Here is a 12,618-nt window from a genome sequence, read left to right on the forward strand (position 1 = left end):
CGGCAAACACGATTTATGCCCTGGCACGTCACTTGCTTAAGCTATCTGATGTCAGCAGCAGCAATCTGACAACCTGTGCGCGTTATTAAATCAATCAAATTGATTTAATTAAACACCCTCTTCTTGCATCAAGGCGGAAAATGTTATGAAAATCCGGTTTTCGACCACATTGAAAGGCTGTGCCATCGCGGTGATGTTAGCCAGCGCCGGTAGCGCGGCAGCCGCAACCACCCTCAATGCGCTGTTTATGACTCAGGCGGCTTATAGCGAGAATGATATTCGCGCCATGACGCAGGAGTTCCAGAAAGCGCACCCGGATGTGCAGGTCAATCTGGAGTTTGTGCCGTACGAAGCGCTGCATGACAAAATTGTCGCGGCGCGTGGCGCAGGCGGTAATGGTTATGACGTAGTGCTGTTTGACGCCATCTGGCCAGCAGAATTCACAAAGTTTGATCTGCTGCAGGACGTCAGCAGCCGCATCGCTGCCGATGAAAAAGAGAAGATCTTCCCCGGCGCAATGAACACCGTGGTCTATAACGGCAAAACCCTCGGCATGCCGTGGATTCTGGATACCAAGTACCTTTATTACAACAAAGCGATGCTTGAGAAAGCCGGGATCACCACCCCGCCGCAAACCTGGCAGCAGGTAATTGATGACTCGCGCATCATCAAACAGAAGAACATCGTCAAATATCCACTAGTGTGGAGCTGGTCACAGGCGGAAGCGCTGGTGTGTGATTACACCACGCTGGTATCTGGCTTTGGCGGCAAGTTTTATAACAACGGCAAGCTCGATTTCTCCAGCCCGGCATCCTTGCAGGCGGTCAAGCTGATGAAAAGTTCGCTGGATGAAGGGTTGAGCAACCCCGCTTCACGCGAATATCTCGAAGAAGACGTGCGTAAAGCCTTCTCCAACGGCGATGCCGCCTTCGCGCTGAACTGGACCTACATGTACAACATGGCTAACGATCCGAAGCAGAGCAAAGTGGCCGGTCAGGTCGGGATCGTTCCGGCCCCAGGGGATGCGCCAGGTAAATTTGGTGCGGTGAACGGTTCGATGGGGCTCGGCATTGCTAAAGGCAGCACCCACGGTGACCAGGCGTGGCAATACATCAGCTACATGACTTCGCAACCGGTGCAAAACAAATACGCCACCCTGAGCCTGCCCATCTGGAAAAGCTCATATCAGGATCCTGCGGTGCTGAAGAATCAGGAAAGCCTGATCGCGGCGGCGGACAAATCATTGAACGTGATGCTCTCGCGCCCGGAAACCGCTGATTATTCGCGTCTCTCTAACACCTTGCAGCAGCAATTGCAGCAAGTGCTGGTGGGCAGCGCCACGCCAGACGCGGCCATGCAGGCAGTGGATAAAAGTGCGGCGCGTTTACGTTAAGGGGTCAGCATGCTGAGTTTGCGTCAACGCGAACAACGGCAGGCATGGGTGCTGTTAGCACCCATGTTGCTGGTGATGCTGTTGCTCACCGCCTGGCCGCTGCTGCGCACCATCTGGCTGAGTTTCACCGATGCTGCCCTTATTGGCAGCGGCGAAGCGCCAGCCTGGGTAGGTGTGGAGAACTATTTGTTCGCCATCACCGATCCCGATTTTCAAACTTCGCTGTGGCGCACGCTCTACTTCACCGTGGTATCGGTGGCGTTTGAGGGCATCATCGGTGTGTTAGTGGCGCTGCTGCTCAATCAGAAATTTGCCGGGCGCAATATCCTGCGCGTGCTGGTGATTCTGCCGTGGGCGCTCCCGACGATCGTCAACGCCATGATGTGGCGCCTCAACTTTAACCCCGATTACGGAAGCATTAACGCCCTGCTGACTCAATTGGGCATTATCGATGGCTATCGTAGCTGGCTGGGATCGCCGGATTCAGCATTAAATGCGGTGATGTTTGCCGATATCTGGAAAAACTATCCGCTGGTGACGTTGCTGGTACTGGCTGCACTGCAATCGATTCCCGACGATCTGTTTGAAGCCGCGCGTCTGGATGGCGCATCCGCTTGGCGACGCTTCCGTGCCATTACCTTCCCGGCCATTGTCGGTCCGCTCAGCGTCGCGCTGGTGCTGCGAACCATCGATGCTTTCAAGATTTTCGACATCATCTATGTGATGACGCGCGGTGGTCCGGTCGATAGCACTAAAACCCTGAGTTTCTACGTTTATCAGGAGTCGTTCAGCTATCTGCGCGCGGGCAGCGGTGCGGCGTACGCGATGCTGATGACCTTGCTGTGCGCCGTGCTGATCACTCTGTACATGTTGTTATTGTGGCGTCAGCGCCGCAAAGGGAGCGCGTATGAAGGCTAAATTACGCAGCACGGCTAAATATGCCGCCGCGCTGCTGGTGGCGATTTCCGTACTCGCGCCGATGGGCTGGCTGTTTCTGATGAGCGTCAGTGCCACCAGCGATCTCACGCGGGTTCCGCTGGAATGGTTGCCGCGCCAGTGGGACTTCAGTCGCTACGGCCGATTGATCTCACTGGAACCCGGTCAACCCGGCACGCTGTTCCTGCATGCGTTGGGTAACAGCCTGTTAGTGGCAACCGGGGCGACGATTATCTGTCTGCTGCTGGCCATTCCGGCGGCGTTCAGCTTCTCCCGTTACCGTGGTCGCGATGGCTGGCTGTTTGCCTCGCTCGCCATTTACATGGTACCGCCGGTGGCGTTTGTGCTGCCACTCTACTTCCTGCTGCAACAGTTTGATCTGCTTAATACCCGCCCCGGTTTGATCATCGTTTATTGCTCGCTGATCCTGCCGTTCCTGACGTGGATGCTGAAAAACCAGTTCGATGCCTTACCGCAGGATATTGAGCAAGCGGCGCGGCTGGATGGCTTGCGCGTCTGGCAGGTGCTGCTGCGCATTACCCTGCCACTGGCGAAACCGGTGCTGGGTGCAGCGGCGCTGTTTGGCTGGTTGCTGGCGTGGGATGAATTCTTCTATGCGCTGTTGTTCACCAGCAACATCGCGGCACAAACCTTGCCAGTGACGATTGCAGGCTTTACCGCCGGGCGCGCCACCGATGATGGTTTGATCGCGGCGGTCGGGATTCTGGCCTCGGTACCGCCACTGTTGATTGCTATCTGGCTACAGAAAACGCTGGTGAGCGGCCTGGCCAGTGGTGGGAGCAAAGGATGAAGATGAAAATGGACTCTACCGCCACGCTGTATGTGGTCGGCAATATTAACGTTGATTTGATCATGGGCACCCTCGACCACTGGCCGCAACGTGGCACCGAAGTGATGATGAATCACAGCGAACTGCGTCCAGGCGGATCGGCGGGCAACTGCGCGTTAGCCCTGGAAGCGATGCAGGTACGGCATCGGGCGGTGGCGAATCAGGGCGATGATGGATTAAGCGCCTGGCTGGGCAGTTACTTCCCACACAGCGTCGCGCACTGGACACGCTACCACTGTGAAACGTCGCTCACCGTGGGTGTGACGCATTCCGATCACGAGCGTTCCTTCCTCAGTAATCTCGGCCATATCGTGCGCCTCACTGCCGAAGATGTGCTGAATCAACTGCCGCTGCGTGCCAGTGAAGGCGATATCGTGCTGCTGTGTGGCACCTTCTTATGCCTGCATCTGTACGACGAATACCCGCTGTTGCTGAGTGAGTTGCAGCAGCGCGGTTATATCACAGCTGTCGATACCGGCTGGCCACCGCAGGGCTGGACCGAAGAGGTTCGTCAACACACTGCGCAGTGGTTGCCGCTGTGTGACTGGTTGCTACTCAATGAAGTCGAGACGCTTAGCTTGATGCACGCGGAGGATCTCAACCTGGCCGCAACCCAACTCGCTCAACAACTCAGCGGACGTGGCGCTTGCGTGGTGAAATGCGGAGCGCAGGGGGCGGGTTGCTGGCAATCGCAGCAGCACATCTTCCAGCCCGCCAGGCCCGTCACCGTGGTGGATACCATTGGCGCAGGTGACAGTTTTAATGCCGGTTTTCTCACCGCATTGCTGCATCAGCAGAATATCACCACCGCACTGCAATGGGGCATCGCGGTGGCTTCACTGGCAATCAGTACCCAGCCGCGTCGCTATCCCGACTGGCATCAACTGCAACTTTCCGCACAGGAGCGCTAAATCATGGCCAGTGTTGAACTCGTAAAAGTGGCTAAGCGCTACGGCAAGCAATCGGTTCTGCATCCGCTCGATCTCACCATTCCCGACGGCAGTTTTACCGTGCTGGTCGGCCCGTCCGGCTGCGGAAAATCCACGCTGCTCCGTCTGCTAGCCGGGCTGGAGAGCCTGTCAGACGGCGCGATCATGATGGATAAAGTCCAAATCAACGATCGCGACCCGGCCGATCGTGATATCGCTATGGTGTTTCAAAGTTATGCGCTTTATCCGCATCTGACGGTGGCAGAGAACCTCGCATTTCATATGCAGGTGAAGAAAGTAAAGCGCGAAGAGCAACAGGGCAAAATCGAACGCATTGCCGGGATCCTCGGCATTGATAAGTTGCTGGGGCGCTATCCGCGTGCGTTGTCCGGCGGGCAGCGCCAGCGCGTGGCGATGGGCCGTGCGATGGTGCGCAATCCGCAAGTGTTCTTGTTTGATGAGCCGTTGTCCAACCTCGATGCACAGCTGAGGATGGAGTTACGGGCAGAAATCAAATCACTGCACCAGCGCTTCAAAACCACCATGGTGTACGTCACGCACGATCAGGTTGAAGCCATGACGCTGGCCGATCAAATTGTGGTGATGAAAGAGGGCCGCATTGTGCAACAAGGTGCCCCGCTGGCGATTTATGATCGCCCGGCGGACACGTTCGTGGCGCGTTTTATCGGATCTCCGCCGATGAACCTGTTACCTGCACAGTTGATCACGCGCGATGGCATTCCGGGTGTGCAGTGTCAGGATTTATGGCAACCGCTACCTTTGCGCTGGCAAGCGGCGGCACGTGAATGCGATGGCGCGCAGGTGACGCTGGGTGTGCGTCCTCACGATCTCGTCGAGGCTGACACGCGCGCGCTCGCCACGGTAAAAGTGGTCGAAATCACGGGTGAATCCACGTTATTGCATCTCGAATGGCACGGCCATGCGATGCACATGCAGATCGCCGGGCGCCATGCTGCAGTGAGTGGTGATCAGATTCGTATTGGATTCAACGCCGAAAAGATTCATCTGTTTGACGCGGAAAGCGGATTACGCCTGAGCGAAGGGTAAATAATATAAAAAAGCCACCCAAATGGGTGGCGAAATATATTGATAGAAAATGCATAACAACGATGGTGGCAGGCACTCATTCCTTAAGCACCGTACCCTGACTATTTTACCCAAGTGGCTATTTTATTCTGTTCTCTCTGTTTAAAGATAACGTAAATCTTACTTCTTTCTTTAACAGATAAATAACCACTACCAGGTTTTTCCGATATTAAACTGGAACTGCTCAGACTTATCGCCTTCATATTTCTTGATCGGGAAGGCATAAGAGAACACCAGTGGACCCAGTGGTGATTGCCATTGCAGTGCCAGACCGCTAGAGACACGAATTTCACTGGGATCACCATAATCCGGAATGCCCGCCGCACGCGTTGCAGCGGTATTTTCCCATTTGGTATCCCAAACGGTACCGGCATCGACAAAGAACGAGGTGCGCAGTGAATCCGCATAACGATCGCTCACAAATGGGGTCGGGACGATTAACTCCGCGCTCGCCACGGCCATCGCATTACCCCCCACCGCATCATCCGATTTATTCACCGAACAGTTGCCATAGCTACTTTCACTGCCGGTGCAGCTGTAATAAGCCGCTTTTGGCCCGATGGTATTGGATGAGAATCCGCGCACGGAGCTGGAGCCGCCGGCGTAGAAGTTGTCGTAGAACGGTACTTCTTTGCCACCGAACCCATCCGCATAGCCCGCTTTGGTGCGGCCCATCAGCACCCAGCGATGGTCACTGCTCAGCGGTAAGTATGCGTTGGCACTCAGCGTACTTTTGTAATAGCTGTTGGTCGATCCCGGGATCGTCACTTTGGTGTTGAAGCCCGCTGAAACCCCGGAGGTCGGGAAGAAGCCGCGATCTAACGAATTGTAATTCCAGCCAATGTTCCAGAAGAAGTCATTGGCGACAAACTTCTCATCGCTGGTGGCGTAATCATCGTCATCATCTTCATTGGTGGTGATGACTTTCGGATGGATGCCCTGCGATCCCAGGTAGCGCCACATGGAGACCTGCGGTGCCATATTACTGACGCGGTTGTAGGTGTAATCCAGCCCTGAGCTCAGATTACTGTTTTCGCTGATCGGGAAGCTTAATGTACTGCTGGCACCAAAACTCTTCAGCGTGTATTCAGACAGGTCATTATCTTCGGCGCTGTAATCGTTGTAGAACAGTTTACCGCCAAGACTCACGCCATCCACGGTGAAGTACGGATTGGTGGCGGCAATTTCAACATAGGTTTGATAACTGTTTTTCGTGCCGCTAAAACTCACGGTATTACCGGTACCCATCCAGTTATCCTGGCTGACGCCAAGCTGGTAACTGATGCCGCTGTCGGTGCCGTACCCAAGACCGACGTTGAAAGTGCCGGTGTTACGCTCTTTCACCTTGTACACCACATCCACCTGATCAGGGCTGCCGGGCACACGCTGGGTATCAACATCGACGCTTTCGAAATAGCCGGTACGATTGAGACGGGCCTTACCTTGATCAACAGCATCGCTGGCTAACCACGATCCTTCCATCTGGCGCATTTCGCGACGTAACACCGAATCCTTCGAGGTGTCATTGCCGCTGAACTTCACCTGACGCACGTAGAAACGATGTCCCGCTTCAACATTCACATGCAGTTTAACGGTTTTGTCTGCATCGTTAATTTCAGGCTGAGAACTGACTTGCGGGAAAGCATAGCCGTAGCGACCGAGCAGCGCTTTGATCGCGCCTTCGTTCTCGGTAATTTTGGCACCGCTGTATAAAGCCCCTGACGGTATATGGGCCAGTTTCTCAATTTCTGCGGAGTGTCCCGCCATATCGCCGTTCAGGATAACATCGGAAATATGGTAAACATCTCCTTCATGAATATTGACTGTCAGGTAAATACTTTTCTTATCGGGCGTTAAACTCACTTGCGTTGAATCAATATCAAAACGTGCAAAACCGCGATCGAGATAATAGCTACGCAGTGTTTCTAAATCGCCGGACAGTTTTTGTTTCTGGTATTTCTGATCGGCAATAAAATTCCACCACGGCACATCATCACGCAATTGGAAGTGGGAGATGAGTTCATCAGACGAGAAGGCGTGATTGCCGACAATATTGATCTGCTGAATCTTCGCAGATACACCCTCGGTAAACACGAACTTCAGATCGACACGATTGCGTGGCAACGGCGTGACCACAGCTTTGACGCTGGCAGTGTATTTACCCGCGCTGTAGTAGAAATCTTCCAGCCCTTTTTCAATATCCGATAATGTGGTGCGATCCAGCGCTTCGCCGACCCGCACGCCAGTGGCGTCGAGATTTTGCTTCAGCTGATCTTCTTTGATTGCCTTGTTGCCGGAGAAGGAAATGCTGGCAATGGCCGGGCGTTCTTTCACACGAATGAGCAGCGCATCGCCATCGCGCAGCACTTGCACATCTTCAAAGTTGCCCGTGGCAAATAGCGCACGAATGGTGTTACGAATATCGTCATCCGTGACGCGATCGCCCACGCGTACGGGCATACTCAGCATGGCCGCACCCGGTGCGACGCGCTGCAAGCCGTCAAAATGAATATCCCTGAGGGTGAAATCGTCTGCACCAAAAGCTGTGGTGGTTACCATGAAAAGTAACCCGGTTAACATCTTTTTCATCTGCTATGAGCCTGCCGTTTTTCCATTCAACGCATTTCTGCCGCACCACAAAAAAACGGGCTGAACACGCGGTTCAGCCCGTTAGTTGCGGCGATATGTTCCGGAAAAAAGACCACTGCGCCAAAGGTAAATTCAGCGCAATTGAGGGATTTTCGCTTACCTTACAGTAAGCTGAAAAGCCGCTGCAGAAATGACAGCATAAGGATTACCCTTCTGCCGTCACCGGCTGGAAAGTACGACGATTCAGACTGGTCAAAATCACCAGTGTCACCATCATCAGTAACTCCACGCCAAGGGTGCCGGAGATGGCCGCCAAATGATTGCCATGCACGTTTATCTGTGTGAACACGCCGCCGAGCAGCATCGGGCCCAGGCCGAGTGCCGATTGCTGTACGGTGGATAACACCGCGCTGCCCGCGCCCGCCTGATGATGCGGTACACCGCTCATGCCGATACGGTAGAAGGTACTAACGATAAATGACTGACCAAAGCCAATCAGTATGGTGGCCGGCATCAGGGTAAAGACGCCAACCTCTGGCCAGGCAAACTGGAAAGTGGCGATGAGGGCGATCAAACCGATCATCTGGATGCCACAGCCGGTCAAGAGCGTGGTGCGCTTACCAAAACGTTCCACCATGCGTGTCGAACGCATCGCGCCAATGAAGTAGGCGGCACCCAGTGCGATAAACGCATTACCCGACTGAAATGCGGTTAAACCGATACCCGACTGCAGCGTCAGCGCTACCGCTAACATAAAGCCGCTCCAACAGGAGAAGAACAACACCGCCAGGGTTAAACCAAAGCGAACGCTTGGCAGACGCAGCAGCGAGGGGGGCAGCAACGGCGAACCACCTTCTGCTTCCAGACGGAGTGAACTCTGACGCAGACGATGCAATAACACCGGGAACAGCACCAGCAGCAGAATGCAGGGCCACGACCAGTGCAGCAGCGGACCCAGCGCGAGCGCCAGCATCAGGCAACCAATCGCGCCCGCTAACAGCAAGGTACCGCTGACATCGACCGGCACGCGCTGGTTATTGTGGGTTTCAGGCACAAAACGACGCGCAGTGATCAGCACAAACAGGCAAATCGGCAGGTTGATCAGGAACACGCTGCGCCAGCCGTAACCACCGATATCCGCTTTAATCAGGAATCCGCCCAACACCTGACCAATAATAAAGGCCAGCCCGCCAATGCCGCCGTACAGACCGATGGCGCGGGCATGCTCCCTGCCCTTCATGGTGACATGCATAGTGGCGAGGATTTGCGGCACGATGAAAGCGGCGCCTACACCCTGCAATGCGCGGGCAAACATCAACAGACCGACGCTGTTAGCGATGCCACATAATAAAGATGCAATACCAAAGATCCATACTCCTGCAAGGAATACGCGGCGACGTCCATAGTTATCCCCCAGGCGTCCGCCCATCGCCAGACAGATGGCGAATGCAATGCCGTACACGGCGACGATCAGCGCCAGCTCAATCGATGTGGCGCGCAACGTATGCGCCATGGCATCTAACGCCACGTTGACAATGGAAAAATCGATCATGGGCAGCAGTTGCCCAGCCAGCAGGACCACCAGTCCCGCGCGTTGAAGTTGCGATCTGTGCATCGTTTTTAACCTTGTTTTTAAGTGCAGTACGGCATAGCATCACCTAACCGTTAAACGGGTACCAGTTCTTATTTATCATGGTACAAATACTACCCGTCTCGTCCGGAGATCTGCTTATGAGTACGGCCACTGCGCTTGTCGCTGCGGAACACAATAATCGAAAACTGCTGGGCACTTTTTTACGTACCCGCCGTGAAAGCCTCGATCCTAACCGCCTCGGTTTGCCACCTATGCGTCAGCGTCGCACCCCAGGTTTAAGACGTGAGGAAGTGGCGCAGTTAGCGGATGTGGGCGTGACCTGGTACACCTGGCTGGAACAGGGACGCGATATCAAAGCCTCGCCAAAAACCCTGACGGCGATTGCCACAGCACTGCAGTGCAACGATGTGGAAACTCAGCATCTGTTTTCCCTTGCCGGGCACTCACTGCCTTCGGTGCGGGTGGCGGCCGCCTGCTGCAAAATTGCGGCGCACAATCAGCAAATGCTGGATGCGATTCAGTTACCGGCGATTATCGAAACACCACGCTTCGACATTCTTGGCTACAACGCCGCCTGGTGCGCATTGATGGGCGTGGATCTTGCGGAAATCGCCGTGGAGGATCGCAACTGCATCTGGCTGGCGTTTAATCACCCCGGGTGGCGCAAGGCAATTAATGATTGGGAAGATGTCATGCCGCAGATGGTAGCCATGTTTCGTGGGCAGATGGGCGAGCATCTCGGAGACCCGCATTGGGAGAGCTTCCTGGCTCGCTTGCTGAATAGCTCGGATGAATTTGCCCATACCTGGCAACGCTACGAACTGGGCAAGGTGGAAAATCGGCTGAAGCGTTTTTACCGCGAGGAAGTCGGTGAAATGACGCTGCGCCAGAATAACTGGTGGTCTGCTTCACGCAATGGCGACCGCCTGCTGGTGTATGTGCCGGATGATGAGCAGAGTGCGGCATCGCTGCAAAAATTGGTGAAACCATAAAATCGGCCACCAGCGCAACAATGCTGTACTTTCATTGAGGCAGCCAGCGCTAACCAAAGAACCGGCCTGAAGACCCGCCACCTCCGAATGACACCTGGGTTTCGACGCTACCAGCGCTTTTCGGCAAACCAGCTGACCAGCCATTCAGTTAAAGCGCTGATTTTTGCCGACTGAAGTTGGCTGGACGGTTTCATCAACCAGACGCCATCCTCCCCGATAGCCTGCCAGTCGGATAAAACGGCAACCAGCGAGCCCTCAGCCAGCTCCTTTTGCACCAGCCAGTTGGCCGCCAGTAATACCCCCATGCCTGCCTGAGCTGCCAGTACCAGTGCATCCATCTCGTCGCTCTCCAAACGCGTTTGCACTGGCACCGCGATCTGATGACCGTCTTTCTCCAGACGCCATTCCGGCCAGCTGTGCATTGGGGTAAAACCCAGACAGTCGTGCTGGCGGAGATCCTGAGGCTGGTTTAACGCGGAATGACGACCCAGATAATCGGGTGACACGCAGAGCAACCGACGGGTATCTGCCAGCTTGCGTGCTATCAGTCGGCTATCCGTAAGCACACCAATACGAATCGCCATATCAAAATTATCCCCCAATAAATCGACATAACGATCGCTGCAATTCAGCACAATGCGAACATCAGGATAAGCCTGCAAAAAGCCGGGTAGCGCCTGTGCCACCCAGCTACGACCGAATGATGCTGGCACGGTTAAACGGATGGTGCCCGCGGGGCGAGCGGCCAATGCTCGTGCCTCCTCCTCCGCCTCACGCAGCAACTCATCGGCCAGTTCGATTTTCTGGCGGTAGCGCTGCCCCTCCTCCGTAGGACGAATGCGTCGCGTGGTGCGCTCGATCAGGCGAATCCCCAGCCGCTTTTCCAGCGCAGCAATGCGGCGTGAGACCACAGAAACATCGCGTCCCAGTTCACGCGCGCCCGCACTGAAGCTGCCTGCACGTACCACGGCTAAAAACGCTTCGCGCTGGCGAAAATCGTCATCCTGCATTATTGCTCCCTGTGCAACAGTCATTTGGTTTAAGCATCGATTATAGCGTCTGTTTTCACGCCACACTAAACGCACATTGAACACAGGAGAATACGATGCAAGCTATCCAACTGACTGCCCCGAACATTAATGCCCTGACAATCAGTGAACTGCCCCGCCCACTGCCTGGTCAGGGCGAAGTGCTAATACGGCAACATGCGGTGAGCCTGAACTATCTCGATTTGGCGCTGGCAACGGGTCAGTTTGGGGACCTCTCACAGCCGATCATTCCAGGTGCAGATAGCGCGGGGGAGATCGTGGAATTAGGTGCGGGTGTGCATGGCTGGAAGATTGGTGAACCTGTGATACCCGGAATGATGCACAGCTGGCATGCGGGTTTGATTCGCGCTGAACATCATCATGCCCTACGCGGCGTGACGGGCAATGGTGGGTTGGCGGAATTTGCCGTAGTGCCGGCGGCTTCATTGGTGCGTATTCCTGAATTCCTTAGCTGGCAGCAGGCCGCCACACTGCCGATTGCGGCAACAACGGCCTGGAATGCCATCGTGCGCGGTAAGGTTCAGCCTGGCAGCACCGTACTGTTGCTTGGGACCGGTGGCGTAAGTCTGTTTGCGTTGCAATATGCCAAAGCGGCGGGCGCGCGGGTGATTATGCTCTCCTCTTCCGATGAAAAACTGGCGAAGGTGAAAGCCCTGGGTGCCGATGAAGGGATTAATTACCGCGATGAACCCGAGTGGGATAAACGGGTGCTGGCGCTTACGCACGGTCAGGGGGCGGATTTGGTGCTGGAGTCAGTCGGTGCGACAACATTTGCAAAATCGATTAATGCGGCGGCCTATAACGGAACGATTTTTGTGATTGGGTTTGTGGGTGGTGCGGAGTTGACTGTGCCGGTACTGCCAATCATTCAGAAGATGTTGAATATTGTCGGGAATAACACAGGCTCAACGGCGGACCTGCGTCAGGCGGTGAGAGCGATTGAAGTGTCTGGGATTGTTCCCGAGATTGATCGCGTGTTTACCTTTGCGGAAACGCAGCAGGCTTATCGTTATCTGCAATCTGCCGGACACGTGGGGAAAGTGGTGATTGATTTGAAAGTCTGAGTACGGGGCTTTCATTGCACATAGAAATTGGTCGGTGCACATCGGCTCGAAGCAGTCACCGTAAGGTCGCCATTCACGGCGACCAGCATGTAAGCCCTAAAAAGGGGGGCTAAAA

The 12,618-nt window shown here is 54.9% G+C and carries 10 protein-coding genes; 7 read left to right on the forward strand and 3 right to left on the reverse strand.

Annotated elements, in window-relative coordinates; translation table 11 throughout:
* The first annotated feature begins 145 nt into the window (after positions 1–145).
* Genes VI01_RS18165 through VI01_RS18185 form a run of 5 tightly spaced genes read left to right on the forward strand, consistent with a single transcriptional unit; the run spans position 146 to position 5,176 of the window.
* On the forward strand, positions 146–1,393 hold the full coding sequence (locus VI01_RS18165) for an extracellular solute-binding protein (protein WP_045816159.1): 1,248 nt from the start codon (positions 146–148) through the stop codon (positions 1,391–1,393).
* Between the two features lie 9 nt (positions 1,394–1,402).
* The gene (locus VI01_RS18170) at positions 1,403–2,311 is read left to right on the forward strand and encodes a carbohydrate ABC transporter permease (protein ID WP_045816160.1); all 909 of its coding nucleotides are present in this window, start codon (positions 1,403–1,405) and stop codon (positions 2,309–2,311) included.
* Positions 2,301–3,140 (forward strand): carbohydrate ABC transporter permease, encoded by an 840-nt coding sequence (locus tag VI01_RS18175; RefSeq protein ID WP_045816161.1) that lies wholly within the window; start codon positions 2,301–2,303, stop codon positions 3,138–3,140. The genes VI01_RS18170 and VI01_RS18175 overlap by 11 nt, the downstream gene beginning before the upstream one ends.
* An 8-nt stretch (positions 3,141–3,148) precedes the next feature.
* The gene (locus VI01_RS18180; protein WP_045816195.1) at positions 3,149–4,090 is read left to right on the forward strand and encodes a carbohydrate kinase family protein; all 942 of its coding nucleotides are present in this window, start codon (positions 3,149–3,151) and stop codon (positions 4,088–4,090) included.
* A gap of 3 nt (positions 4,091–4,093) precedes the next feature.
* Positions 4,094–5,176 (forward strand): ABC transporter ATP-binding protein, encoded by a 1,083-nt coding sequence (locus tag VI01_RS18185; protein WP_045816162.1) that lies wholly within the window; start codon positions 4,094–4,096, stop codon positions 5,174–5,176.
* Between the two features lie 189 nt (positions 5,177–5,365).
* Here the strand turns inward: VI01_RS18185 and bamA are convergent, their stop codons facing one another.
* Complete coding sequence (gene bamA, locus VI01_RS18190; protein WP_045816163.1) at positions 5,366–7,804, reverse strand: outer membrane protein assembly factor BamA; 2,439 nt, start codon at positions 7,802–7,804, stop codon at positions 5,366–5,368.
* 205 nt (positions 7,805–8,009) lie between these two features.
* Positions 8,010–9,419 carry an MFS transporter gene (locus tag VI01_RS18195; protein ID WP_045816164.1) on the reverse strand — a complete coding sequence of 470 codons (1,410 nt, stop codon included), beginning with the start codon at positions 9,417–9,419 and terminating at the stop codon, positions 8,010–8,012.
* A 116-nt stretch (positions 9,420–9,535) separates the two neighbouring features.
* Between VI01_RS18195 and VI01_RS18200 the strand changes: the two genes are divergently transcribed.
* On the forward strand, positions 9,536–10,390 hold the full coding sequence (locus VI01_RS18200) for a helix-turn-helix transcriptional regulator (RefSeq protein WP_045816165.1): 855 nt from the start codon (positions 9,536–9,538) through the stop codon (positions 10,388–10,390).
* A 107-nt stretch (positions 10,391–10,497) separates the two neighbouring features.
* On the opposite strand, the gene VI01_RS18205 is transcribed toward VI01_RS18200, so the two are convergent.
* Complete coding sequence (locus VI01_RS18205; RefSeq protein ID WP_045816166.1) at positions 10,498–11,400, reverse strand: LysR family transcriptional regulator; 903 nt, start codon at positions 11,398–11,400, stop codon at positions 10,498–10,500.
* A 95-nt stretch (positions 11,401–11,495) separates the two neighbouring features.
* On the opposite strand from VI01_RS18205, the gene VI01_RS18210 reads away from it, so the two are divergent.
* Positions 11,496–12,503: an NAD(P)-dependent alcohol dehydrogenase gene (locus VI01_RS18210; protein WP_045816167.1), complete on the forward strand. Its 1,008-nt coding sequence runs from the start codon at positions 11,496–11,498 to the stop codon at positions 12,501–12,503.
* Positions 12,504–12,618: the final 115 nt, after the last annotated feature.

Source organism: Pantoea sp. SM3 (genome assembly GCF_000963995.1).
In the GTDB taxonomy this organism is placed as follows: Bacteria; Pseudomonadota; Gammaproteobacteria; order Enterobacterales; family Enterobacteriaceae; genus Pantoea; species Pantoea rwandensis_B.